26 protein-coding genes are annotated in these 25,745 nt (G+C 44.7%); 19 read left to right on the forward strand and 7 right to left on the reverse strand.

The window, feature by feature from the left end:
• Window positions 1-183: 183 nt before the first annotated feature.
• On the forward strand, window positions 184-1,395 hold the full coding sequence (locus HWX64_RS01355) for a hypothetical protein (protein WP_175986621.1): 1,212 nt from the start codon (window positions 184-186) through the stop codon (window positions 1,393-1,395).
• Window positions 1,396-1,515: 120 nt separating this feature from the next.
• Window positions 1,516-1,962, forward strand: coding sequence for a YueI family protein (locus HWX64_RS01360; protein ID WP_175986622.1), 447 nt, complete (start codon window positions 1,516-1,518; stop codon window positions 1,960-1,962).
• Here HWX64_RS01360 and HWX64_RS01365 read toward each other — a convergent pair.
• Window positions 1,959-3,017 (reverse strand): AbrB family transcriptional regulator, encoded by a 1,059-nt coding sequence (locus HWX64_RS01365; RefSeq protein WP_175986624.1) that lies wholly within the window; start codon window positions 3,015-3,017, stop codon window positions 1,959-1,961. The two genes, HWX64_RS01360 and HWX64_RS01365, sit on opposite strands and share 4 nt — an antisense overlap.
• 248 nt (window positions 3,018-3,265) lie before the next feature.
• On the opposite strand from HWX64_RS01365, the gene gatC reads away from it, so the two are divergent.
• The 4 genes from gatC (at window position 3,266) to HWX64_RS01385 (ending at window position 8,421) form a co-directional block, all read left to right on the forward strand.
• Window positions 3,266-3,556 carry an Asp-tRNA(Asn)/Glu-tRNA(Gln) amidotransferase subunit GatC gene (gene gatC, locus HWX64_RS01370; protein WP_175986626.1) on the forward strand — a complete coding sequence of 97 codons (291 nt, stop codon included), beginning with the start codon at window positions 3,266-3,268 and terminating at the stop codon, window positions 3,554-3,556.
• 12 nt (window positions 3,557-3,568) lie between these two features.
• Window positions 3,569-5,029, forward strand: a complete 1,461-nt coding sequence (gene gatA, locus HWX64_RS01375) for an Asp-tRNA(Asn)/Glu-tRNA(Gln) amidotransferase subunit GatA (protein ID WP_175986628.1) — start codon at window positions 3,569-3,571, stop codon at window positions 5,027-5,029.
• Between the two features lie 12 nt (window positions 5,030-5,041).
• Window positions 5,042-6,472, forward strand: coding sequence for an Asp-tRNA(Asn)/Glu-tRNA(Gln) amidotransferase subunit GatB (gatB, locus tag HWX64_RS01380; RefSeq protein ID WP_175986629.1), 1,431 nt, complete (start codon window positions 5,042-5,044; stop codon window positions 6,470-6,472).
• 284 nt (window positions 6,473-6,756) lie between these two features.
• Window positions 6,757-8,421, forward strand: coding sequence for a M4 family metallopeptidase (locus tag HWX64_RS01385; protein ID WP_175986631.1), 1,665 nt, complete (start codon window positions 6,757-6,759; stop codon window positions 8,419-8,421).
• 91 nt (window positions 8,422-8,512) lie between these two features.
• Here HWX64_RS01385 and HWX64_RS01390 read toward each other — a convergent pair whose 3' ends face one another.
• Window positions 8,513-8,665 carry a hypothetical protein gene (locus tag HWX64_RS01390; protein ID WP_175986633.1) on the reverse strand — a complete coding sequence of 51 codons (153 nt, stop codon included), beginning with the start codon at window positions 8,663-8,665 and terminating at the stop codon, window positions 8,513-8,515.
• Window positions 8,666-8,766: 101 nt separating this feature from the next.
• Between HWX64_RS01390 and HWX64_RS01395 the strand changes: the two genes are divergently transcribed.
• The 5 genes from HWX64_RS01395 to HWX64_RS01415 all read left to right on the forward strand — a co-directional run bounded on the left by HWX64_RS01395 (window position 8,767) and on the right by HWX64_RS01415 (window position 12,003).
• Complete coding sequence (locus tag HWX64_RS01395) at window positions 8,767-9,195, forward strand: DUF4257 domain-containing protein (protein ID WP_175986635.1); 429 nt, start codon at window positions 8,767-8,769, stop codon at window positions 9,193-9,195.
• Window positions 9,161-9,346: a hypothetical protein gene (locus HWX64_RS01400; RefSeq protein ID WP_175986636.1), complete on the forward strand. Its 186-nt coding sequence runs from the start codon at window positions 9,161-9,163 to the stop codon at window positions 9,344-9,346. The genes HWX64_RS01395 and HWX64_RS01400 overlap by 35 nt, the downstream gene beginning before the upstream one ends.
• Before the next feature lie 379 nt (window positions 9,347-9,725).
• Window positions 9,726-10,292 (forward strand): thioredoxin family protein, encoded by a 567-nt coding sequence (locus HWX64_RS01405; RefSeq protein ID WP_175986638.1) that lies wholly within the window; start codon window positions 9,726-9,728, stop codon window positions 10,290-10,292.
• 236 nt (window positions 10,293-10,528) lie between these two features.
• The gene (locus HWX64_RS01410) at window positions 10,529-10,909 is read left to right on the forward strand and encodes a helix-turn-helix transcriptional regulator (protein WP_175986640.1); all 381 of its coding nucleotides are present in this window, start codon (window positions 10,529-10,531) and stop codon (window positions 10,907-10,909) included.
• 296 nt (window positions 10,910-11,205) lie between these two features.
• Entirely contained in the window at window positions 11,206-12,003 is a 798-nt protein-coding gene (locus HWX64_RS01415) for an arylamine N-acetyltransferase (RefSeq protein ID WP_175986642.1), read from the forward strand.
• 83 nt (window positions 12,004-12,086) lie between these two features.
• Here HWX64_RS01415 and HWX64_RS01420 read toward each other — a convergent pair whose 3' ends face one another.
• Entirely contained in the window at window positions 12,087-12,542 is a 456-nt protein-coding gene (locus HWX64_RS01420; protein ID WP_175986644.1) for a DUF2269 family protein, read from the reverse strand.
• A 396-nt stretch (window positions 12,543-12,938) separates the two neighbouring features.
• On the opposite strand from HWX64_RS01420, the gene HWX64_RS01425 reads away from it, so the two are divergent.
• Complete coding sequence (locus HWX64_RS01425) at window positions 12,939-13,853, forward strand: diacylglycerol kinase (RefSeq protein ID WP_175986645.1); 915 nt, start codon at window positions 12,939-12,941, stop codon at window positions 13,851-13,853.
• 246 nt (window positions 13,854-14,099) lie between these two features.
• Here HWX64_RS01425 and HWX64_RS01430 read toward each other — a convergent pair whose 3' ends face one another.
• The gene (locus tag HWX64_RS01430) at window positions 14,100-14,450 is read right to left on the reverse strand and encodes a hypothetical protein (protein ID WP_175986647.1); all 351 of its coding nucleotides are present in this window, start codon (window positions 14,448-14,450) and stop codon (window positions 14,100-14,102) included.
• A gap of 293 nt (window positions 14,451-14,743) precedes the next feature.
• Between HWX64_RS01430 and HWX64_RS01435 the strand changes: the two genes are divergently transcribed.
• The 5 genes from HWX64_RS01435 (at window position 14,744) to HWX64_RS01455 (ending at window position 17,848) form a co-directional block, all read left to right on the forward strand.
• Window positions 14,744-15,049 (forward strand): antibiotic biosynthesis monooxygenase, encoded by a 306-nt coding sequence (locus HWX64_RS01435; protein WP_175989580.1) that lies wholly within the window; start codon window positions 14,744-14,746, stop codon window positions 15,047-15,049.
• The gene (locus tag HWX64_RS01440) at window positions 15,049-15,420 is read left to right on the forward strand and encodes a hypothetical protein (protein ID WP_175986649.1); all 372 of its coding nucleotides are present in this window, start codon (window positions 15,049-15,051) and stop codon (window positions 15,418-15,420) included. Before HWX64_RS01435 ends, HWX64_RS01440 begins: the two co-directional genes overlap by 1 nt.
• A 260-nt stretch (window positions 15,421-15,680) precedes the next feature.
• Entirely contained in the window at window positions 15,681-17,054 is a 1,374-nt protein-coding gene (gene rlmD, locus HWX64_RS01445; protein ID WP_175986650.1) for a 23S rRNA (uracil(1939)-C(5))-methyltransferase RlmD, read from the forward strand.
• 24 nt (window positions 17,055-17,078) lie between these two features.
• The gene (locus HWX64_RS01450) at window positions 17,079-17,309 is read left to right on the forward strand and encodes an excisionase family DNA-binding protein (protein WP_175986652.1); all 231 of its coding nucleotides are present in this window, start codon (window positions 17,079-17,081) and stop codon (window positions 17,307-17,309) included.
• A gap of 344 nt (window positions 17,310-17,653) precedes the next feature.
• Window positions 17,654-17,848 (forward strand): YwbE family protein, encoded by a 195-nt coding sequence (locus tag HWX64_RS01455; RefSeq protein WP_175986654.1) that lies wholly within the window; start codon window positions 17,654-17,656, stop codon window positions 17,846-17,848.
• A gap of 87 nt (window positions 17,849-17,935) precedes the next feature.
• Here HWX64_RS01455 and HWX64_RS01460 read toward each other — a convergent pair whose 3' ends face one another.
• Genes HWX64_RS01460 through pxpB form a run of 3 tightly spaced genes read right to left on the reverse strand, consistent with a single transcriptional unit; the run spans window position 17,936 to window position 20,861 of the window.
• Entirely contained in the window at window positions 17,936-19,120 is a 1,185-nt protein-coding gene (locus HWX64_RS01460; protein ID WP_175986656.1) for an NRAMP family divalent metal transporter, read from the reverse strand.
• Between the two features lie 35 nt (window positions 19,121-19,155).
• Complete coding sequence (locus HWX64_RS01465) at window positions 19,156-20,157, reverse strand: biotin-dependent carboxyltransferase family protein (protein ID WP_175986658.1); 1,002 nt, start codon at window positions 20,155-20,157, stop codon at window positions 19,156-19,158.
• Complete coding sequence (pxpB, locus tag HWX64_RS01470) at window positions 20,154-20,861, reverse strand: 5-oxoprolinase subunit PxpB (RefSeq protein ID WP_175986660.1); 708 nt, start codon at window positions 20,859-20,861, stop codon at window positions 20,154-20,156. The genes HWX64_RS01465 and pxpB overlap by 4 nt, the downstream gene beginning before the upstream one ends.
• Window positions 20,862-21,296: 435 nt before the next feature.
• On the opposite strand from pxpB, the gene HWX64_RS01475 reads away from it, so the two are divergent.
• Both HWX64_RS01475 and HWX64_RS01480 read left to right on the forward strand, forming a co-directional pair.
• A complete protein-coding gene (locus HWX64_RS01475) occupies window positions 21,297-22,457 on the forward strand; it encodes an MFS transporter (RefSeq protein ID WP_175989581.1) in 1,161 nt (386 codons plus the stop codon).
• A 265-nt stretch (window positions 22,458-22,722) separates the two neighbouring features.
• On the forward strand, window positions 22,723-25,467 hold the full coding sequence (locus tag HWX64_RS01480) for a GTP-binding protein (RefSeq protein ID WP_175986662.1): 2,745 nt from the start codon (window positions 22,723-22,725) through the stop codon (window positions 25,465-25,467).
• Window positions 25,468-25,745 lie beyond the last annotated feature (278 nt).

Here is a 25,745-nt window from a genome sequence, read left to right on the forward strand (position 1 = left end):
TCCAAAACTGAACTACTTATAATTAAAGAAGGTGTCTTTTTTCATGTTAAACCAGACATTTAAAAACAACTTGCTTTCTGCCAGGTTGGGGTATTGCTGTTATAATGAGTTCATGTAATAATTTTCCTGTTCGAGTGAATAAAATGCTTTATGATATTCATTCTTGAAAGGGGGGGAGTGAAAATGGTGGAGCTCATTTTGTTCATGCTTTCCTTTGTTGTTGTCATCATACTATACCGTAATTCTGAAGAAGAAGAGCCATACTTATTCATGAAGCTTTTGGGATATACCATCCTTGGAGCTTTCATGTTGGAAATAAACAGGGTGAAGCTGCCCCTGGGATTTGTTGTGTTCCTTTTGTTCTTTCGCGGCATACCAATCAATGCCTACGGTAAAAAGCGTGCGGCTTACTTAGGGCTTACGGTCTTTCTGTTATCCGTGATCATACCGTTTGTCGAGAAAGAGTGGTATGAGCGTCCGAGAACCGTGACGCTCCAGCAGACTAACTTTTACGAAGGAAGTCTGTTGGAAGAATGGAAGAATATCAAGAAGGAACTGGATGTGGAGAATGAATATGGTGTTAAGTTGACTGATATGAGAATGGTCATAGATACGCAGGGAGAGTATGAAGCATTAGACATGTCGATCGTCGATGAATCCCACCCTTATACTGTCTTTTATCGTATGACACTGACTAGTGACGGTGAAGCGCTGAGGGTGAAAAGAAGCAGATACGAAGCGGAACAATGGATCACATCCCCTCACACAGAAGCTGATTTTGTCCTGACGCAATTCGACCTGGTAACAAAACCAATGTTGCAAGATGACCGTATAAACTACTACGAATTGAGGTCGGATGGACAGCGGATGGGCTATGCTGTGGAGGACCAGAAGAAGTTCCGTATCGACACGGCAGGGAAAAAGGAGCTCGAGGATAGTGAACTCCCGGTCGATGCCATCGTAGTCGATGTGTGCGGCACGGAGGGGGCCATTGATGAACACGGCATGATCTTCGAGTGTGATACGATTGAGCATTATCTTTTCGGTGTAATGAAAAGAGAAGTGGAATTGAATTCAGGGACCGTACTTGAAACGGCAGGGAAGATATCCCCGCAAATAGGCCAGTGGCTGAAGGAACACACCGGTGAGTATATCGGCAGCGAAAAAAATGGAAAATTCATCTTGAAGGTAGATGGTAAGGAGAGGCCGGTAACTCAACAAGAGTATATGAAAGCATTGAAAGAAATGCCTGTAGTCGAAATCATTGAAGAAGGGCACGACAAATGGAAAGTGAAGGTCGAGAATCCTTATGGGGATGCACCTCATCTCATGGAGTTTGTATTAATCAAGGAAGGGCCAGAAGTTTCTGAGCTGCATTTCGGAAAGATTCCATAACCGGCCCGTTTCACTTGTCTGAAAGTGTTTGCATACGAGAGAATGGGGGAGAATAAGCAAATGAGCGGTCCCTGACATATAGTGTAGGGAAATTAACCAAAAGCCTCGGAGGTGCCGGAAGTGAGTAAGCCAACGATTGATGATTATTTGGAAAATGGGATGTACGGCCAGAAACAGACGAAGCCTGACGAACGGCGGAAGTTTCTGGGAAGCTTGCGGGAACGGATCGTTATTGCCCTGACACAGAATCAGGTGCGCGAGAAAAAGGTATACCGGGAAGTCGAGGCAAGTCTGAAGGAACACCCGGGTGCGAAACTTCTTTTAAATGGAAACATGAACTATGACTATCTGACGAAATATATAAAACTTGCCAATCAGCACGGAGTATCTTTTTCCATGGTAACGAATAAAGAGTCTCAAACCGATATCGGTCTGCTTCTCGCATACGATCATGCCATCAATAAAGAAGAAATCTATGTGGAAAAACAGTCGGCAAAACCGGTCAACAATAAACCTGAGCCTAAAAAGAAAAGCCTGTTTTCAAAGATTAAAAACAAGCTTTTTTAATGGTCCTTTTCCAGAAAGAATGAAGATTTGAACAGCCATCTGAGTACGAATGGAATGATAAATAAAATGAAGAGAATCCTGAACAGATGGTAGCCGGTGATAATCGAGAGGTCGGCATTCACCGACTGGCCGACAATCGCCATCTCGGCCATACCGCCGGGGGCGAGGCTGATGAAGGCCGTCAAAAATGAAATGTCATGCCATTTGCTTAAGATAAAGCTCAATCCGATACAGCTTATCAGTAAGCATAGCGATGTGACGATGGATAAGGGAATGAATTTCGATAATCCTTTTGATGACGAAAAATCGAGCATGAAGCTGAAGTAAATCCCCAGGCACAGCTGTGCAAGTATGATCAGCAAATCAGGCATGAATGGAACTTCGACACCGGCAATCACCAAACCTCCCACCACCATGATTGGCCCAAGCATGGGGGCGGTGGGGAGGTGTATTTTTTTTGCGGCAAATGCGGATGCAGCCGATATACCTAAAAACAGGATAAAACTCCAATGCACAAATGACGGGTCCCCTGGTCCAGCCACTGATGAAACCGGAGCGGTTCCTGCGAGCAGAGGGCTGAACACCAGAAATGGAACGACAAATATCACAGACAGCAGCCGGACGACTTGCAGGATGGTCACGACGGTAAGATCGATATTCCGCATTTCTTCCCCGAGCACGACCATCTGAGAAAGCCCGCCCGGAATACTTCCTGTAATGGTCGACTGCAGATTGATACCCGTTACTTTAGATGTAAGATAAGCGAGTATGGCTGAAATGATGATGACAGCCACGGTCATGGTAAGCATGGAAGGAAGCTGGGTGCCGATTTCAACGAGCGTCTTCATGCTGAAAGACTGACCGATGGCATAACCGACAATGACCAAGCCGACATCCCTAAGCAGGGGTGGCCATTGCAAATCGATGCGGCTCCATTTTTGAAAGACGAAAGTCAAAACCATTGAACCGAGCATCCAGGATAAAGGAATATGCAGCAATGTGAACATTCCGCCACCTGTAAGTCCAATCAAGAACGTGATGAAGATCGCGCGCATTTTGGAAAATCCTTTCTACTTATACTTAATTTAACGTTATAGAAATGAAAGCCTGGAATCAAATGGTTTGACCTGAGGGGAATGAACTTTTTTATGCTGCCTCCCCAGCCATCCTGAGCCCCGCCTTTTCCATACTGGCCATCAACTGGAATCTGCTTCATCCAGTCCTCGCCTATTGCTTTAACACCGCGAATTTTGGTATTATCAATAGTATTGCAAGTGTTCGAAACTTTATGGAGGTGAAGAGGATGTCTAGAATTTCAGAAGATCAGGTGAAGCATGTTGCCCACCTTGCACGACTAGCCATCACGGAGGACGAAGCGAAGAAGTTTACAAGTCAATTAGATGCGATCATCGGGTTTGCCGAGCAGCTGAATGAATTAGATACAGAGAATGTAGAAGCGACAAGCCACGTGCTTGATATGAAGAATGTAATGCGTGAAGATAAGCCGACAGAAGGGCTTCCACGTGAAGAAGTGTTAAAGAACGCACCAGACAAACAGGATGGACAAGTACGCGTTCCATCGATTTTGGACTAAGGAGGGCAACTCATGTCATTATTTGATCATAAATTATCAGAGCTTCATCAGCTTTTACATAAAAAAGAAGTTTCTGTTTCAGATCTAGTTGATGAATCATACAAGCGTATTGATTCCGTCGAAGATAAAGTGAAAGCATTTCTTACATTAGATGAAGAAAATGCACGTGCGAAAGCGAAGGAAATGGATGCGAAGCTTGGGACGGATGAATCGAAGGGTCTTCTATTCGGGATGCCGATCGGAATTAAGGATAATATTGTCACAAAAGGACTTCGTACGACTTGTGCAAGTAAGATCCTTGACAACTTCAATCCAATCTATGATGCAACAGTCATCAATAAACTACATAGTGCCGATACAATCACAATCGGAAAACTGAATATGGATGAGTTTGCCATGGGTTCATCCACTGAGAACTCAGGTTTTCAAAAGACAAGCAACCCTTGGAATCTTGAAACGGTTCCAGGCGGATCTTCAGGTGGTTCTGCAGCTGCGGTTGCAGCCGGGGAAGTTCCATTCTCTTTAGGTTCGGATACAGGGGGATCGATCCGTCAGCCGGCATCATTCACGGGTACGGTCGGATTGAAACCAACATACGGACGTGTGTCCCGTTTCGGACTTGTGGCTTTCGCGTCTTCACTTGACCAGATCGGACCGATCACGCGCAACGTAGAAGATAATGCCTACTTATTACAGGCAATCGCGGGCCTTGACCCGAACGATTCGACTTCGGCAAACGTTGAAGTTCCAAACTATGCAGAAGCATTGACGGGAGATATCAAAGGCCTGAAAATCGCTGTCCCGAAAGAATACCTGGGTGAAGGTGTAGGGGAAGAAGCACGCCAATCGGTCCTTGCTTCACTTAAAGTACTGGAAAGCCTTGGAGCTACTTGGGAAGAAGTTTCACTCCCTCACTCCAAATATGGTGTAGCGACATACTACTTGCTCGCTTCATCGGAAGCGTCTGCAAACCTTGCCCGTTTTGACGGTGTCCGTTACGGCTACCGCACGCCGAACGCAGATAACCTTCTTGACCTTTACAAAAAGACGCGCGCCGAAGGATTCGGTGATGAGGTTAAGCGCCGTATCATGCTCGGTACGTTCGCCCTCAGCTCCGGTTACTATGATGCTTATTATAAAAAAGCACAGCAGGCCCGTACACTGATCAAGAAAGACTTTGAAGATGTATTTGAAAAGTATGATGTCATTGTTGGTCCGACAACACCGACTCCTGCGTTTAAAATCGGTGAAAAGGTCGATGATCCGCTTACCATGTACGCAAATGATATCCTGACGATCCCTGTCAACCTTGCAGGTGTACCGGGAATCTCTGTTCCAAACGGTTTCTCTTCAAATGGACTTCCGCTTGGACTGCAAATCATCGGGAAGCACTTTGATGAAAGCACAATCTACCGTGTAGCTCATGCATACGAGCAGGCTACAGATTTCCATACAAAAAGACCACAACTGTAAGGGGTGAAATCAATGAACTTTGAACCAGTAATCGGACTAGAAGTCCACGTAGAATTAAAAACTGACAGTAAAATGTTCTCGCCTGCACCAAACCATTTCGGGGCGGAACCAAATACAAATACGAACGTGATCGATCTTGGGTATCCAGGCGTGCTTCCGGTGGTGAACAAGCGTGCCATTGAGTTCGGAATGAAAGCCGCGATGGCATTGAACTGTGAAATCGCACAGGATACGAAGTTTGACCGTAAGAACTATTTCTATCCGGATAACCCGAAAGCATATCAGATTTCTCAATTTGACAAGCCGATCGGTGAAAACGGCTGGATTGAAATCGAAGTGAACGGTGAGAAGAAACGGATCGGGATTACACGTCTTCACCTGGAGGAGGATGCAGGTAAGCTGACTCACTCAGGAGACGGTTATTCCCTTGTAGACTACAATCGTCAAGGAACTCCTTTGATCGAAATCGTTTCCGAGCCGGATATCCGGACCCCTGAAGAAGCATATGCTTATCTTGAAAAATTGAAATCCATCATTCAATACACAGGCGTTTCTGATTGTAAGATGGAAGAAGGATCCCTTCGCTGTGACGCCAATATCTCCCTGCGTCCAATCGGGCAGGAGCAGTTTGGTACGAAAGCTGAGCTTAAGAACCTTAACTCCTTCAACTTTGTTAAAAAAGGATTGGAGTATGAAATCGTCCGTCAGGAAAAGGTTCTTCTATCCGGCGGCCTGATCCAGCAGGAAACTCTTCGTTTCGATGAATCGACGGGTAAAACGATCCTGATGCGTGTAAAAGAGGGATCGGATGATTACCGTTACTTCCCGGAGCCGGATCTTTTGAACCTGCACATCGACCAAGAGTGGATGGACCGCATCCGCGCAGAAATCCCTGAACTTCCTGATGCCCGTAAACAGCGATATGTGGAAGAATTGGGACTGCCTGCATACGATGCGATGGTACTGACATTGACAAAAGAAATGTCTGATTTCTTCGAAGAAACGGTCAGTGAAGGTGCAGACGCTAAGCAGGCTTCCAACTGGCTGATGGGTGAAGTTTCAGCTTACATGAACGCCCAGCAGAAAGAACTTCACGATCTTAAACTGACTCCTGCAGGTCTTGCCGGCATGATCCAGCTGATCGAAAAAGGAACGATTTCCTCCAAGATCGCGAAGAAGGTATTCAAAGAGCTTGTTGAAAACGGCGGAAACCCTGAGCAGATTGTGAAAGATAAAGGTCTTGTTCAAATTTCTGATGAAGGCGCCCTTCTGAAGATCGTCACTGAGACACTGGATAACAATCCACAATCAATCGAAGACTTCAAAAACGGTAAAGACCGTGCAATCGGATTCCTTGTAGGACAAATCATGAAAGCTACAAAAGGCCAGGCGAATCCGCCGATGGTAAACAAATTGCTTCAGCAGGAAATCCAAAAACGCTAAATTCGAAAATCAAAGGCCCGTCCCTCGCTGCTTTAAAGCGGTAGAGAGTCGGGTTTTTTTGTTTGGGGTTTGATGGAAAACCGAAAAGATTAAAGGAAAAGGCCTTCATTTTGTTCAAGTTTTCCTAAAATAAAGGTTTTCTGGGCTTTGTGTATAGGTATTGAGGCACGGGGTTGAGAAAGTTATATAATAGGTATTTTAGCTCATTCGTTGGATGTCAGGCTTGTACTATAGTTTTATCTACAGTTTGAAAAGTTAGAAAATTCTAAAAAGAGGTGTTGTAATTGAAGAAAAAAGTCGTAGCATTAAGTTTGACAGCAGGTCTGATGATGAGTCCGGTATTATCTGCTGATGCATTGGGGGCACCTGATTTAAGCCAAAAGGTGAATTTCAACGAAAAGATTGGAGCTCCGCAATTCATTTCCGGGAAGCTTACAAAGCCTTCTGCCAACGCGCCTGAAAAAGTCGTGATGGATTATTTCAATCAAAAACAGGACGTATTCAAGTTCAAGGGAGATGCGTCGCTTTCTTTTAAAGTGGTAGAAAAGAAGAAAGATAAACTTGGATTTACATATCTTCGCGTTCAGCAAATGTATAAAGGGACTCCTGTGTACGGTGCCGTATTGACAGCTCATGTTGATAAGGACGGAGTACTGACGGCGGTATCCGGCGCACCTGTTCCTGATCTTGCAGAAAAGAAATCTCTTAAAGCAGCGAAAAACGTCTCAAAGCAAGACGCGGTTGCAGCAGGTGAGAAGGACCTAGTTTCTGTACTTGGCGGTCAGCCTTCATATGAATATGCTCCAAAATCTAAAACAGTTATTTATGTGAAAGATGGCAGTGCCCACCAAGCTTATCTTGTAAACTATAATTTCTTAGATCCAAAGCCGGGTAACTGGAATTACTTCATTGATTCGGCGAGCGGGGAGATTTTGGATAAAGTAAATGAAATTCACGAAGCAAACGGAAAAGCCGGTAAACCGGGCGGACCGGGTGCAGCGGGATCTGATGCGGTGGGTTCCGGGACAGGGGTACTTGGTGACACGAAGTCGTTAAACACGTACCTTTCATCTTCGACCTATTATTTACAGGATAATACAAGAGGGGGCGGAGTCTTTACGTATGATGCGAGCAACCGTCAGCGCCTGCCGGGATCCCTTTGGGCGGATGCGGACAACCAGTTCCATGCAAGCTATGATGCAGCGGCAGTGGATGCTCATTATTATGCAGGTCAAACATACGATTACTATTTAGATACTCATAACCGCAACAGCTATGATGGCAACGGTGCGGCGCTGGAATCTACGGTCCACTATGGAAGAAGCTACAACAACGCATTCTGGAACGGCCAGCAGATGGTATACGGAGATGGTGATGGATCGACATTCGCTCCATTATCCGGAGGGCTTGACGTCGTGGCTCATGAGTTGACTCACGCCGTGACGGATACAACGGCTGATCTAATCTATCAAAACGAGTCTGGTGCGATTAATGAGTCGATGTCGGATGTATTCGGAACGCTTCTTGAATACCATACAGGTAATAATCCGGATTGGGAGATCGGGGAAGACATCTATACACCGGGACAAAGCGGGGATGCACTGCGTTCCATGTCAGATCCAACGAAATATAATGACCCGGATCACTATTCTGTAAGATATACCGGTACAGGGGATAATGGCGGTGTCCACATCAACAGCGGTATCGGAAACAAAGCGGCTTATCTATTAAGCCAGGGTGGTACTCACTACGGGGTGAACGTGACTGGTATCGGAACAGATAAAGTGGGGGACATTTACTATCGTGCATTGACGCAGTATCTGACTCCATCTTCTACATTCAGCCAGCTTCGTTCAGCTGCTGTACAATCGGCGACTGACCTTTACGGATCAGGCAGTGCCGAAGTGGCAAGTGTAAATGCTGCATTCGATGCAGTTGGCGTATATTAATTGATACTCGTGATCAAGGAAGGGCTTTTTCAGGCTCTTCCTTTTTCTGTGGAAAAAACCTTAAAGGTCATTATATAAAAAACCGACTATTCTAAGCCTGTTTTCTGCCTCTTTCAATGATCTTTTTTGCCATCCGGTAATACATATCTGCTTCTGCTTTTGACTGCGCGCTTTTTAGCTGCATCATATAGTTTTGGAATCGAAGTTTGTCGATAGACGAGACTTTCATCACAATTTTTCTCATTTTTGCTCTCCTTTGGTGGACAAATTTGCGTCCAATTATCTATTCTGAATATTCTGTAAATAATATATAATAATAGTAAATGATTCCAGAGGGTGGATAGAATGTCCTTAATTGAAGTGATCTTGTTGCCAATGTTGATGGGCGGTATCGGGGGCTTAGGACATATTTTGATTTTCAAAAATGGTCATTTCACCTTTCCAAGAAAGTTTATCGATGACCAAGGTGAGAAGCACTACCTATTTGGCTCAACAAAGGATATTATCATAGGCGTTCTAGCAGGTTATCTCTCTGTACTTCCAGTCATTGACACGATCCCGATGTGGTATGCGATCTACATTAGTTTATTATCAGGAATCGGGGGAAGTTCCGTCATTACCAGAAAAATGGAGCAAAGTTTAGCTACCACGAAAGCATCCTATATCCAAGAGCTATCACAATATCAGCTCGAATTGACCTCTAAGGGAGGATCTTCAAATCACAATGAGGTGAAACCTGTTGGCAAAGTGGAAGAAAAAAAGAATCAAGGTTGAACTGCCGCCTGAAGATTATGAGAAAGCGAATCTCTATATGAAAAGGCTGAAGGAGGCAGACAGTGTGATCGAGCTGAACTACTACTATAAAAAAGTGGCACAGATAATAGAGAGTTCCAGACATTTTGAGGATGGTTCAATTGAAAAGTAATCCTATAATCATATACATTAACCAAATTGAAAAGGATTAAACTGACTTTTGAGTCAGCTTTTTTTGTGAGAGTCTGTTTTTCGTTTTTCTGTATAGAACGTCAATTCTATAAGGACAGTTGGTTACAACACCCTATTCCCCACTGGATCTTCCTTTGAATAGCCCTATGGCTATTCCTTTTTTTTCATGGACGTCGGTCTTAAATTGAAGCTGCTTTCTTATATTATATTCCTACAGGCATAATCGTACAATTGAAATTTATGAATCAGCAGGAAGAGATATTACTTGTGGAATCAGGTGGACATGAATAAGATATAGAGAGAAAATGAGAAATAGGTAAGTACAATTTTTATAGAGAAGCAGCCTAGGAGGAGTAAAAATGACCTTGCAAGATTGGTTCAATAAAGGAAAGTCATCAAGTGAATATTTAGAATATATGAAAACGCATAAAGAAAATACATTGTCTATCTTAAATAATTTTAGAATTCCCCAAGAAGATAAAGAGGTGCTCTCGAAGCTTGCCGAAAGATCTTTACGAGTGATTGTACTCACAGAAGATTGGTGCGGTGATGCGATGCTGAATATTCCGATTCTGCTTAAGGTCGCTGAAGAAGCTGATATGGAAGTGAAAATGATTCTTCGTGATCAGAATTTGGAACTGATGGATCAATACCTCACAAATGGCATATCAAGAGCGATCCCGATTTTTATCTTCATTGATGAGAATGGTGAAGAGAAGACAGTGTGGGGGCCGAGAGCACCCATGGTGAAAAAAATCGTCGATGATGAAAGAGCGAAATTGCCACCGAAGGATCATGAGCAATTTCCGGAAAGGCAAAAAGAAATGATTGAACGCTTGACATCGCAATATATCAGGGATAAAAACATTTGGGATGAAGTGTATGAAAGCCTTAAGACCACCCTGGTACAGAAAGTGTTGATGTAAAGGGAAGACACAAAAGCTGAGGAGAACCTGTTCTCCCGGCTTTTTTTTCTGAGAGGATTTCCGTACGATTCTATTCCAAGCAGTGAAGCAGGACAAACTATTTAGGGTTGTATTGAACAGGGGTATTGCCATTCTGATAGGTATGGTATAAAGTGCCCTCGTGATTGGAACTTTTTCCCGGTTCACGAAAGACGTAATTCACGGTACTATGGTATAGGATGAGGAGTTGAAGCATCATGATTCACCAAAAAACAAATACGATTGTCATTGAATCACTGGATAAATTTCCCCATAAAATTCACATTAAATTGGGAGACATCCTTCGTGAAAGAGGATTGACACAAGGTGATTTACATCGCATGACAGGTTTACGGGTAGCGACGATCAATGAATTAGTGAATTTCAAGAAAAAATCATTAACTGTTGCTCACCTTGTTTCTATAATGATCGCCCTTCGAATCACTGATATTCGTGATCTTATTGAAATTGAATTCGATGAAGAGGTACAAGCCTACTTCAAAGAAGAAAACGAGCGAATGAAAAATGGTTTCACTCCAGACCTGACGAAAACAGCAGAGACAAACGTAAAGCGCATCGCAGCTGGAGTCAAAAACTAAATCACCGACATAATTCAAGGCCATCTCTGATAGGCCTTTTTTTCTTGCCCTTATCCTGATTGGTGAAAGGAAGTCCCTTTATCTCGCTAAAGGCCCGTCCCTCACTGCGCTAAAGCGATTGTGAAGATGACATGAAAACGTAACGTGTTTTGGAAGGGATTTGGTTTATGATAGGAGTAGAAGTATGAAAGGCAGTATACCGTTATTTTCTTGGGAAGTATCGGTTGAATTGGTTGAATCTATACTTTTACAGGATTATCATAATATACATAGCTTGGAATAGAAAGAGTGATAGGATGAACGCTGTAGAAAAGTACGTAAACTACTTGAACATGGAAATCGAGCAGCCTACAATAAATTATTTACAACGATTGATTCAACAGCATCTTATTCGGATTCCATATGAAACCTTCAGTAAATTTTATTATTTTTCTAAAGGGGGCTCCTATGTCCCTTCGCTTGAGGACTTTACAGAACATTTATATTCAAAGGGCTGGGGAGGAACATGCTTCACCCTGAATATCAATTTCGGAAGGCTCTTAAAAGAATTGGGCTTCGATTGCCAGTTTGTGAGGGTGAAGCCGGGGCACCTCGGCCTCATGATTACAATCGATGGCAAAAAGCTGTACGTAGACGTCGGATATGGCTCGCCCATTATGAAACCGGTTGAACTGGAATCAAGGCATAAACACCTTCTGCACGGATTCGGGGAAGAGATCATCTTCACCCAGCGTGATCAGTTTGAGTTCGAGGTGGACCGCCGTTCTAACGGAAAATCCTTCGTGAAGAAACTGATTGAGTGGGTGCCGCTTGAGGAAGAGGATTTAATAAAGGATATCGAAGCATCCTACCAGGACACAGATGATAATATTACGATGAGACGCATCACGGCCGTCCGTTTTCAGGGTAATCAATGCTATTTTCTCCGCAACCATACGCTGAAGGTCATGACGTACCGCAACATCCGTGAATATCAAATGAGGGACCTTGAAAAGTGGAGAGAAATAATCCAGGAAGTGTATCATTTCGACGACAGTTCCCTTCATGACTCCCTGCAATTCCTAGAACATCGCAATATAAAACTGTTTTCATAAGCCACCTTGAATGACCCGTTCATTCCCGGTGGCTTTTTTGTGGTTCCGTTAAGCACAATTACACTTCTTAAGGACTACTCTAATCACGGTTTAAGAATCATAAAAATAAAGAGAAGGACTCCCAATGAGGAGGCAAGATAGAATCGACGATAAATGCTTACAAGAGCAGTTTGGATCTCTTCAGGAGGGGCACCTGTGAGTTCGAGATTTTCCGGGCGGCCGAGCCATTCATTCACTTTTTTCGTTGGAGGAGTGATAAAGCCTATGACGATGATTTGAATGAGAATATAGAGAATCAGAGAGCCCAGCAGCCAAATCTGGGTGAATGAGCCGTAATCTCCCAAGAGAACAAGGGCAATTCCGGTCAAGACGGCTATACTTCCGCCAATTTTGGGGAAGAATTCTAATAACTTGTTGTATTTCATCGCGACGCGCAATTCATCCACATTCTTATCTGGTCTCGTCAATAGGTGCGCGAAGAACGTGGGACCAACACCGATAATGGCAGAAAGCACATGAATCAGAATCAATACCTTCATAAATGACCTCCATCACAGTATTTTGCAATCTCTTAATAGTACGATAGTTGGAGTTCTTTTATGAAAAGGTTTTTCTTTTGTTTATGCCCGGAGGAGACCTAAATCGAAGGGTTGAATAGAAGCAATCCTGATTAATTGCTAAAATACTCTTAAAAAGTCATAAAACCTTCTTTAATTTCCTAAATTTTTATTAGATTTTTTTCCGGAAAAGAGTTATGATATTGAGCGGTAGATGCTTAGGTGTGAATGAAGGCATCTATTTGTCATTTTATAAAAGCAGGACGCCTCGAAGTGTTATTGCAAGTGAAGGCTTATTTTAATATGATGTTAAAAGATGGAATTTGAATGTAATCTCCGAGATCAGGTAACTTAACTTAAAGATTAGGATGATGGTGTATGAAACGCGCAAGAATTATATACAATCCTACTTCAGGCCGGGAGCTTTTCAAAAAGCATCTTGCCGAGGTATTAATTAAATTGGAACAGGCAGGTTACGAAACCTCTGTTCACGCTACAATCTGTGAAGGCGATGCGACGGAAGCCGCCCGGATTGCTGTTGAACGTAAGTATGATATCGTCGTCGCTGCAGGCGGGGACGGAACTTTGAATGAAGTGGTAAATGGTTTAGCGGAACAGGACTACCGTCCGAAGCTTGGAATCGTACCGATGGGAACGACCAATGACTTCGCGAGAGCCCTCCATATTCCGAGAGATATCGGACAGGCAATCGACGTCATCACAAAGGGTGAATCCATCCCTGTGGATATCGGGCGCATGAACGAACGATACTTCATCAATATTGCAGGCGGCGGGCGAATCACAGAGCTGACATACGAGGTTCCAAGTAAACTCAAGACCATGATGGGACAGCTTGCTTATTATTTAAAAGGCATCGAAATGCTGCCATCCATCAAACCGACAGATGTAACGATCGAGTATGACGGAAAGCTCTTTGAAGGAGAAGCGATGTTATTCTTGATCGGACTGACCAATTCGGTCGGCGGCTTTGAGAAGCTCGCACCGGATGCGTCCATCAACGACGGCTTGTTCTCTCTGTTGATCCTGAAGAAAACAAATCTCGCTGAATTTATCCGCATCGCTACACTTGCCGTCCGGGGTGAGCACGTGAAAGACCCGAACGTCATCTATACCCAAGCGAACCGCATCAAAATTCAAGCCAAAGAAAAAGTGCAGCTGAACGTGGACGGCGAACTCGGAGGGGTACTGCCTGCCGAATTCGAAAACTTATACCGCCACCTTGACGTATTTGTCCCGCTGGATAAAATTCGTCCAGAAGATAAGGCGCTTTGATTTGAAAAGGAATGCCCATTATGGTGGCATTCCTTTTTTTGTGGTGTGTGATCTCCTGTTTGCATATAGTTGTAATTTTTTTAGTGAATGATGGAATTATTTTTAAAACTCGAAGATTATCATCATTAACGAAAGAATCATGTTTAAAAACAACCGTCAAATAACCTCTGCAGGGGCCGGCGTGGTGAAATCACATAAAAATGGCCACCCGATACACATCCGGGAGGCCATTTTCAACAACAATATCTAACGAACCAATAAGAAAATTAAAAATACCAGCGGGAACCCCATCAGAAAGCCCCATCCAATCTGCTGTTTATGACGGAAAGGCACCTTTCTGACGATGAATGAAAGAATATGGGCAATGATGACGAAGACAAATGCCCATATCAGCTGACCGACGACAAATACAAATAAATAAGACAAGATTGATTGTTTGTTCAGTACAAGTGAAAGCCCGAATCCAAAGGTCAGGATTAAAAATGTGAGTCCCATCAGGATATAAGGGAGCCACCAGCGGCGTGATTTTAACGTAAAAAGCACACCAAGGAACACATTCCCAACCAGGATCAGGTTTACTAAGATGTCTGGATTCATATGATCTACCTTCTTTTACATGTTCTTTTTTAAGTCATAATTTTAAGAAAGAATGATATACAGCATTCCCTTTTTCCTTCTGAATGAATCTTGAAACGAGGTAAGTTTTGACAGGTTGCTCAGCTTGTCTTTCTTAAAATATCTTTCTATACTAGCAACTCCCTCCGATTCTTTTCAAGTGATAACATAGAGCTTCCAGAAATAGTTATGACCGATTGTTTCCCTGAGTCCTCCGTTGTGTTAAAGTGGGGAAAAGCATGTCGGAAGCAAAAGCCAGGGGAGGAGTGGATTTCATGTATATCGTACATTCAACATTCGTCGTTCCGGACGATAAGGCGGAAGAAGTCATATCAATCTATCATTCGCGTTCAGGGCTCGTGGACGAAGCAAAAGGATTTCAACGATTCCTGCTGCTTCAAAATGAAAAGAAGCCCGGCGAAATCACCGTGCATATGGAGTGGGATACGAAGGAGCATTTCATGACGTGGATACAAAGTGAGGACTACAAGCGCATTCATGAGCTTGAGAAAAAGTATCCTGATCAGGAACTCGCATCGATCATCCCTTCGATTGATAAGTATAAGGTGGTGGCTTATTGATGGAGATTAAGTATAAGGCCGTGATTGACAGCGCGGTTATGAAATTGTATGAACGCTATCCTGAACTGGAAGAGAGATTCGGGGAAATCGGTAAACAGAAATGTTACGAGGATAATGTCCACCATTTTAATTACCTCAATACAACGGCCGCAGCAGGGGATGAAAAGGTCTTTATCGACTATGCATTGTGGCTGAACAATGTATTGATCAGCAGGGGCATGAAATCCGATCACCTGATCGATAACTTCCAGTGCATAGTAGAAGCGCTTGAAGTGAGTGACATCGAGGAAGCCGGTCGTTATCAGGGTTATCTGAATGCCGGGATCACGGCCATCCGCGAAAATGATTTGGCGGAGCAGCTAAGATCATAGAATATGTGAAAGAACATCGGAGACGGAATGTGTTCGGTGTTTTCTTTTTGAATAAAAAACAAGTTTGTCATGTTACCTTGATTTGTCCAGCTCCGGCGGCTAGAGGCTCGAGGTCATAAGCTAAATGGTCCAAGAAGGCAAAAAGCGCCTGTCCCATTCATCTTATGCTTGTCGCCTCTTGGCGAGCCGCCTCCGCTTTTCTATCCCGATATGGTACAATCAGTAGAGTCTTAACTAGGAAGCAGAAAAGGAAGATCACAATGAGTAAAAAAGCACCTGTTCAAAAGAATGATTATATAGATGGCGCCTACTTCGAAGATTTGACGCATGATGGGAACGGCGTGACGAAGGTGGACGGCTACCCTTTATTCGTCCCCAATGCTCTGCCCGGGGAAGAAGGGAATGTAAAAGTCGTAAAACCGAGTAAGGGCTACGGTTTTGGCCGCCTGATGGAGCGGACGAAGGAAAGTCCGTACCGTCAGGAACCGCCTTGCCCGATATACAAGGAATGCGGCGGCTGCCAGATTCAGCATATGACCTACGAAGGCCAGCTGCAGGCAAAAGAAAAGAATGTCCGCGATGTGATGCAGCGGATTGGAAAGCTTCATGACGTAAAAATCCATGAAGTCCTCGGGATGGAAGAGCCATGGCGCTACCGGAATAAAGCACAGGTACCGGTCGGGGAAAAAGACGGACGGTTTGTGGCAGGCTTCTATCAGAAGCGAAGCCATGAGATCATCGATATGGACAAATGCATCATTCAATATGAAAAAAATGATGAAGTGATCCAGCATGTGAAGAACATCTGCCAGAACCTTGGCATCCGTCCGTATGATGAAAAGAAACACAAAGGGACGCTCCGCCATATCATGACCCGCACGGCTTATACGACAGGTGAGGTCATGGTTGTCCTGGTGACGAGAACGAACGAGCTTCCTCATAAGAATAAAATTGTTGAAGAACTCGTCGAGAACATTGATGGATTGAAGTCCATCGTTCATAATGTGAACGGTAAAAAAACGAATGTAATCATGGGTGACACCACACATGTCCTATGGGGCGAAGAAGTCATCCACGATATGATCGGTGACGTGAAGTTTGCGATTTCCGCACGCTCCTTCTATCAGGTGAACCCTGAACAGACGAAGGTTTTGTATGAAAAGGCGCTTGAGTACGCTGATTTGGGAGGAGAAGAAACGGTCATCGATGCCTACTGCGGAATCGGTACCATCTCCCTTTTCCTTGCCCAGAAAGCCAGGAAAGTGTACGGTGTGGAAATCGTCCCGCAGGCGATTGCGGATGCCAGGCAGAATGCCGCACTGAACAATATGACCAACGTTGAATTCAAAGCAGGTCCCGCCGAAGTCGTCATTCCCGAATGGTACGAAGAAGGGATCAGCGCGGATGTACTCGTCGTCGATCCGCCGAGGAAAGGCTGTGATGAAGCGCTTCTCAACACGATCCTCGCCATGAAGCCTAAAAAGGTCGTATATGTTTCCTGTAACCCTGCCACACTGGCGCGCGATCTGCGCATCCTCGAAGACGGCGGTTATAAAACAACGGAAATCCAGCCGGTCGACATGTTCCCGCAGACGATGCACTGTGAGGCAGTCGCGAAAATCGAGCTTGTATAAATAATCATAGTCGAGGCGAAATACATGTATCTCACAATTGCAGAAACGGCAGAGTATCTATCCCTGCCCGAATCCTATATCGAAGTTTTGGTGAATGAGAAAAAAATAAGAGCGGTCCATGACGGTGAACAATATTTGATCTATCGTGAACAATTCAACCAGCACCTCGAACAGATGGAAAAGGCAAAGAAACAGCTGGCCGAATACCTCAGCGAGCCGATTCCGGAAGATCCTGATGTGAAGGATGAGGATTGACGATCAGTGGTGATCCGGTAATAAGAAAAAGCAATCGAACGTTCGTTTAACAAACAGGCTGGATAGGGTGACTTTGAGTCGCTTATAAGTGAAATAGGTATGTTAGAGACAGGCTCCTTTTAAAAATGGGGGGTAGGAGTTAAGAAAAGCAGGTTCGATTTAAGGAATTGCGCAGGAATTAGGATTATTGCGCCACAATCTAAATAATTGCGCAGGACTTCACGGAATTGCGCCTGTTTTTCATTCATTGCGCCAGTATCTAAATAATTGCGCCACTTGTCGAATCTCATTTAACGACAACAAAATAGAATCCGCCCGAAATAAAACATAGACAGGAGAATCCCATGAACGGACAACAGCGAGCGAATATCAAACCTGGACTTCAAGTTGAAATCGTGCTGAAAAAAGACCAGCGCACCGGCCGGCTGACTCAGGGAGTCGTGAAAGACATCCTGACGAACTCGGCCAACCATCCTCACGGAATCAAGGTGAGGCTTGAAGATAGTCAGGTAGGAAGAGTAAAAAACATTTTATCTTAAAACTTTAAAAGAAGGACAGTCCCTCGATTACGAAAGGGCTGTCCTTCTTTTTTTACATCATAACCTCACGAGGTTTCATAAGACTATCTAAAACAACTTCGGTATTTCATTGATCATCGTATAAACACCCATATAAGACATCGCGGCCACAATGACGAGACCGAATACAGTAAGCCAGATCGGATGCTTATAATCACCGACGATTTTTTTCTTATGTGCCGCAAGAAGCATGACGCCAAGGGCTATCGGCAGAATCAATCCGTTCAGAGCACCGACGAGGATCATGACGGCAACAGGTTTACCAATCGATACAAATACCAGTGTCGAGATGACGATGAAGCCGATGATCAGCCACTTATGGTATTTTTCCAAAAGAGGGCTGAAGGTGCGGATAAATGAAACGGACGTATAGGCTGCACCGACCACGGATGTGACGGCAGCTGACCACATGACGATCCCGAACATTTTATATCCGATGTTTCCGGCAGCAAGATTGAAGACGGATGCCGGCGGGTTTGACGGGTCAATCTGCAAACCCTGCGCAACGATTCCGAGCGAAGCCAGGAATAAGAAGATACGCATGAGGGAAGCGATCCCGATGGCAGAAACGGAGCTCTTCGTAATTTCCGGAAGAGCGTCCCTGCCGGTGATGCCTGCTTCGAGCAGACGGTGTCCGCCTGCGAATGTGATGTAGCCGCCGACCGTACCACCTACCAGCGTAATGATGGCCATGAAGTCGATCGTATCCGGCATGAATGTCTTAGTGACTGCTTCTCCGACGGGAGGGCTCGATGTGAACATGACATAAAGGGTAAGAAGAATCATTAAAAATCCGAGAATCTGTGCAAACTTGTCCATCAATCGGCCAGCTTCTTTGAAAAGGAAGATGCCGATGGCGATAAGGCCGCTGAATAAAGCTCCCATCTCGGGGGCAACCCCGAACAATACATTCGTTCCAAGTCCTGCTCCGGCGATGTTCCCGATATTGAAAGCAAGTCCGCCGGCAACGATCAGGAATGCAAGGAAATAGCCCAAGCCGGGGAGGATATCGTTGGCGATGTCCTGGGCCCTTTTTTCAGATATGGCAATGATCCGCCAGATGTTCAACTGGGCCCCGATGTCAATGATGATGGAAATGAGGATGACGAAGCCGAAGCTTGCTGCCAATTGTTCCGTGAACACAGTCGTCTGTGTCAGGAACCCCGGGCCGATGGCCGACGTGGCCATCAAGAAGGCAGCCCCGAGCAAAACGCTGAGATTTGAAGTTTTCATGTATTTCTCTCCTTTTCTGCTGATTCTGTGATGATTTATTTAAGCTTCAGTGCAATTCCCTGCTTCAGATGGCGAAGCTGCTTTTCCCTGTCTATGAGAAGATTTTGCGCTTCCTCGTGGGTGATGACAGTAAACGATAGCTCCTCACCCGGTTTTGTCTGGGCGATGAGAGGGAGGTCGACGGAAGCAATCTGCCCGATGCGGGGGTAGCCTCCCGTCGTCTGCCGGTCTGCCAGCAGGATAATGGGATTTCCGTCCGAAGGAACCTGGATGGTCCCGAATGAAACGGCTTCGGATATCATATCCCTATCCTGTTCCAGCTCGAGCTTTGTCCCCTTCAGCCGGTAGCCCATGCGGTCGGACTGCGGCGACACTTTGAACGGCTTTTCGAAGAACGCCTGTCTGCTGTCTTCTGTGAAAAGATCGAATTCCGGACCTTCCATTACCCGGATTGCCTTTTGTGACCGGTGGATGGAGATGAATTCGGAAGAAATCGACCAGTCGATTTCCGTAAAATGACCGTCTTCCAAGTAAGGGGTCAGATACTCGATGATTTCCTGGGAACCTTCAAGAATTTCACCTGAATGAAGAAGGTCTCCTTCTTTTATGCTGCGGCCCTCAAGGCCGCCGATTTCAGCCCGTAAATAGGTAGAACGACTGTTCATCACAGAAGGCACGTTTATGCCGCCTGCAAGGGCGAGATATGCCCGTGCACCACTTTTGCATCCGCCGAATTTCAAGGTGGACCCTTTTTTGACAAGAACGGATCTCCATAATGGGACCGGCTGTCCATCAATGGAAGGGGACAAGTCGCCTCCGCAGATGGAAATGAGGGAGGTTTCCTGGAATTCAAGTACTGGACCGGTGAGGGTCATTTCAATTACGGCTTCGTTTTCATCATTCCCGACAAGCCAGTTCGAAATTCGGTGGGCGATCGGATCCATGCTTCCGCTGACGATGACCCCGTATTTTTGATAGCCATACCTTCCGAGGTCCTGTACGGTGGAAAGGAGTCCTGGTTTTACAACTTTAATCATGCTTTTCCCTCCATTTCTTTAAATTCATCTTCTGAAATGGAAACGAATTTAATGTGGTCCCCTGCATGAAGGAGACTCGGGGTCTCTTCATCCGGCTGGAACAATCGCAGGGGAGTCCTGCCGATCAGCTGCCATCCGCCGGGCGTTTCAATCGGGTAGACGCCTGTCTGGTCACCGGCGATCCCTACTGAGCCGGCAGGGATTTTCAATCGCGGCGATTTTCTTCTCGGTGTGGCTAAATCGGGATCCAAACCTCCGACATAAGGGAAGCCCGGGGCAAATCCGATCATGTAGACAAGATAGTCTCCATTTGTATGTTTTGATATGACTTCTTCAGGCGATAACCTATGGATCTGTGCCACTTCTTCTAAATCAGGACCGTATTCTTCCCCGTAGCATACTGGGATTTCTATGACCCTGGGAGAAGCAGAAACGTTTTCAACGTCATCAGAAAGCAAAGCTGCCAGAGTGGAACAGACTCCTTCGTAAGGAAGTTCTTCATTCTTTTCTTGTAAAACGGTTACCGGATCATAATAAAGGGTGACTGTCGTGAAAGCAGGGATTATGTCGACAAGCCACTTTTGAGGATTTTTTTCTAATAATGATGTCACTTTCTTTACTTTCTCGTGAGTGTCAATTTCAATCGCATCTCCCAATTGAATGACTACTGCACTGTCTCCTAAAGGGCGCAAAGAATAGTTCAAGTTGTTTCCTCCTTATTGGCGAATGTATATTTATGTTTATTTATCTATAAAAATTCAATGATGAATAGTAAGTGGGATTTTTCTGAACTTTTGGTCACGTTGTCTATTATAGTATAAATCGTGAACTTTTCAACGAAGGTATTTTTATAGATTTAAATATAATAAGATGAAAATGCATAGATGCATCGGGGTCAGGTGCATTAGAAACTGGTCGTTTTGGTATATTACGCATGCATCGAAGAAAAAACTGAAGTGAAATAATTGTAATAAAATAGCAGGAAACTTTAAGTTGAAATCATATATCTTTCACCTGGAATGTGCTATTATTTAGTAATTCGAAATAAATTTGGGCGATTCCCAAGAATAGATGAATAATAGAAAGGGGGATTTCCTGTGACGAAAATAAAAGAACCTCTATGGACAAGGTCTTTTATCATGTTAATGGTAGGAAATCTTTTTGTATTTATGTCGTTTCAAATGCTGATTCCGACATTGCCTCCATATATTAAGTCCCTTGGTGCGTCAGGTTTGGAAATAGGTCTGGTAACGACTTTATTTTCAATCGGAGCGGTATTGAGCAGGCCGTTCATCGGTTTTATGCTGGAATACAAGGACCGTAAACCATTGGTCATCATCGGGGTGGTCTCATTGCTGCTCGTTACAGTGATTTACCCGCTGTCTTCCATTGTCGTGATCTTTTTGCTGTTCCGGTTCGTACACGGGCTTGCCTGGGGATGGTCCACAACCGTCAACGGTACCGCGGCAGTCGATGTCGTACCGAAATCCCGCCTTGGTGAAGGGATGGGCTATTACGGGCTGTCGATCACAATCGGAATGATCATCGCTCCGAGTCTTGGAATCTATTTGTTTCAAGTGACTACATTTACGAATCTGATCATCACCTCCAGTGTCCTCGGAGTCATTGCGATCATCCTGTTGGCGCTGGTTCGTTATCAGACACCAGAAATCGTGAAAGAAACAAAGAAAGAAGACCTGAAGTTTTCATACATGGGATCACTGATCGAAAAATCAAGCTGGTTTCCTGCTTTCATCACCATCATGGTTACATTCGGCTACGGCTCGATCGTAACGTTCATCGTAATCTTTGGTGAAGAACGCGGCATACAGCATATCTTCTTGTTTTATTTGTTCAATGCCATCATGGCCTCCGTATCCAGGCCGATTGCAGGGAAATGGTTTGATGAACGCGGACCTAAAGGACTTGTCCTTTTCTGCATCTCACTCACGTTTGTGGGAATGTGGGTATTATCGTTTGCGCATTCCGATGCCTTGATCATCATCTCAGGCATTCTGTTCGGAATAGGCTTCGGTTCCCTGATCCCGACGCTTCAATCGTGGACATTGTCCATGACCCCGGATAACCGCAGGGGAGTGGCGAACGGCATGTTCTTCTCCTCCATCGACCTGGGTATCGGATTAAGCGGACTCGTATTCGGTGTACTGGCGCAATTTGTAGACATCGGCATCCTATTCCAAATCTCAAGCTTCTTCCTGCTCATTGCATTCGTAGTGGCAGTAATGGAAGGACGTAAGCAGCAAAAGCGGAAGCGCCTTGGTCAGCCCCGGCAAGCATAAAAAACAATTCAACTCTATAGTTTACACCTCCAAATAAGGTGGTAAATATTTAGGACTATCTATTTTCTCTAAGGGTGTAGCCTTTTGGTAATGGATAGTCCTTTGTTGTGTAATGAATATAAGGCGAATGAATCACGGTAAAAAGAATCAATTAGAAAATGAAAACGAATTGAAATTTTATCCTTGTGAAATTCTGATAGAATGATAGCCATAGACTAGTCTGTGAGTCCTTTTTCATAAGGGTTCACGTATAACGGAGGACATTATGATAGAAGAAAAGTTATTGATGGAGAAGTCATTATATGAAACTTTTTTAATAGAAAATGAATCAACCCTTCATCCTATTGAAGTACTGGGTGAAGCGTTTGTAGAAGAGCAGCAGAATGAACCGTATGACTTGACCTACATCCGTTACGCGCAGGGGGAGGTTTATTTTCACAGTAAGGATTACGAAGCGGCCATTTTTAAATGGGAGAGCATCTTGAATGAGCTCGAGCCCTGGGCAAAGAAAAATATCGCCGATTCCTATTATGCTTTGGGCATGCTTTCTTCCGCGGAGGACGTGTATACGGCGATCTCGACGGAAGATACAGTGCTGACGATGGAGATCTCCCTTCAGCTGTTCCATCTTTACATAGAGAGAAACAAGCTGAAGTCGGCGTATCGGATCATTGAGAAGGCACTGAATACCGATCCCGACTATCCGCTTGTCGCTCAGCTGGCGAAATCTTTTTATGAAGAACAGCAGGACTTTAAGAACGCTGTGGAACTTGCTGTGAGCGAGTCGATCAGAACAGGGGATCAGTCATGGTTCCGCTACCTGCTTGAGTATGCTGAAATGGGCTATACGTCTTCCTTCACACCGAACTATTTTTACGATGTGCTGATTACCGTCTATGAGAAAGACCGCCCGTTGTTCAGGGAGCTCATCCAGAGCTTATGGGTATCCTTCAAAGAGGTGCCGGCAGTCCATATCGAGTGGATGACCACGGTCAACAGACTATTTGAATATGTAGAGACAGAGCCCGGTGAACGCTGGGAAGATATTGCATCCCAATTCCAGCATGCCTATCTTCATTTCCTTGAAAAAGGATACCTTGTGAAAGAAATTGAAGGGATCATGCCGGATCTCCTGACCCATTGGCTTAAAATCAGTAAACAGGAGCAGCCGCTATTTGCGTCTGCGGCTGTGATGGCATGGAATGATGTATTTTCCTATTCCATTGATCCAATGGTCGTCGAGGAAGCGGAAAGTCTGCTTCTCCATGGTGAATATCCAACATTTAAAATGGAAGAGGCGCTCCTTCTCCTGAATAAAATAATGGACTGGTCCGAAAATAATGAGGCTCCAGTTTCCTATAAATCAACATGGATCGCGGAACAGCTCCTGGACACCAGCCAGCAGTATCTTTTGGTTGCAGGCAGCGAATCCAGCGGCAAGTCATCCTTTGTACAATCCGTACTTGGCGAGAGCGTGGGGGAGGCAGAATATTCGACCGTTGTCTACAGATATCACCGTGATCAGGTAGAAGTCACAGAGGTCCATGACCGCGGTGCAGAAAAAGTGGAAAGTATTGCAGACTTCGAAGAGTTGATGGAAAGGGAAGCATTCGTGGAGTACAAGCTGCCTTCCGAATTCCTTCAGAAAAATGGAAGTGCCTTGATCGATGTTCAGGCGAACAGCCAGGGACTGAAAGACCTCACGTCATTCTACCCAGCTGCCGACGGACTTCTTTACGTGCTGAACGCCGATTCCCCTTTCAATGCTGAAGACCGCCAGACGCTCAGGACACTGACTGAAATCGGCCAGCCTGTAAACGTACACTTCCTGCTGAATAAAATGGATAAAGTCGATCATGCAGGCCGCTCTGAAGAAATCATCAACTCAGTCCAGGCGAAAGCCAGAGAATGGTTCCCGAATGCTGAAGTCCTCCCGTATTCATCGCTTGAAGCGGTACACCTTCAGCAAAGAGACGTGGAAGCCTTCCTGAGAAAGCAATACATCCTTAACCCGGGAGCGTTGAAATCCGAGCGGAAAGTGAAGCTATTCTACCTGGTGAGAAAGACGCTGAAAGACTTATTCGCTCAACGAAAGAATCAGGAACTCGGATTAAAAGATTCAATCGAGAAAAATAAAGATATTCTTGTCCGCTTAAACGGCTTCCATACGTACTTGGAAGATATGCAGACGGACAAGACAAAGGGTATAAGAGAGTCGTTCCGAAAAAAGAAAGAAGAAATGAAAAAAGAAGTCTCCAAGAAAATCCCTGAGATCCTGAGCGGGTGCTCAGAACTGATTACGGAAGAAAGTGACTTCAGACAAATCCATACAGAATTGAATGAAGCCATGAACGCACGAATCCAAACGTACATTCAGGAAGACCTCATGCCGCGCTACATGGTCATATTGGAAAATTGGCTCCAGTCCTCAAGACAGGAGCTGCAGGATGGGCAGGACTACTTAAATGAGATGAGCACGACCTTTAATGAACTGTTTGGGAAAAACCGTGTCGTCCTCGAGTGTGACTTCCAGGTCATCGATGACTGGAGAAGGGATGTAAGCCGGATGGGGACCAGGGCACAAATCGATAAGGAAAATATCCTTCTCAAATTCAAGCCCGGTCAATTCCTGTTGAAGAGTGCCGGCAAGCTGTTCGGAGGAATCCCTCAGAACAAAAACCTTCTCTATAACCAGTACAAACGCTATCTGGAAAACGAGGATTACTCTGAGACCGCCAAATCCGTTGTGAACAAGTTCTTTGTTCAGTTCGACTTGTTTGAAAAATCTCTGGATCAGGATGTGAGATCCTTCTTTGCAGGACCGTTCAATCAGCTCGACCTTACGATTAAAGAGACGGAAGCAGAGATTGCTGCAGAAGAAGAAACATTGAAAAAAATGAAGGAGCATCCTGAACGCTATTTCGATCCGATAACCTTATTCGAAGTGAAATTGCTTCATGATGAATATAGGATGAAGGCCGGTTCGAAGAGTACGCGGACTTCGTATTGATGGTTAAAACGGATAAGCTGATTCGCTTGGGGGATAACCCCTGGGCGAATCGGCTTTTTTTGTTTGATGTATTTTTGCGAACGGGGCGGGGAGTGATTGGATATTATTAGTAAGTAATGGAATTAATCGTAAAACTCAAAGATTTTTCCGCCGAACTCGAAGATTATTGGCTTAAACTGAATGAAAAAGTCCAGTTTCCGAAAGATTACAACACAAAACTAAAAGATTAACGCTCATCATGTATATAAAAAACCCCCGGAGCAGCCGTCGCTCCGGGG

It is taken from the genome of Bacillus sp. Marseille-Q1617, from assembly GCF_903645295.1.
Lineage (GTDB): Bacteria > Bacillota > Bacilli > Bacillales > Bacillaceae_B > Rossellomorea.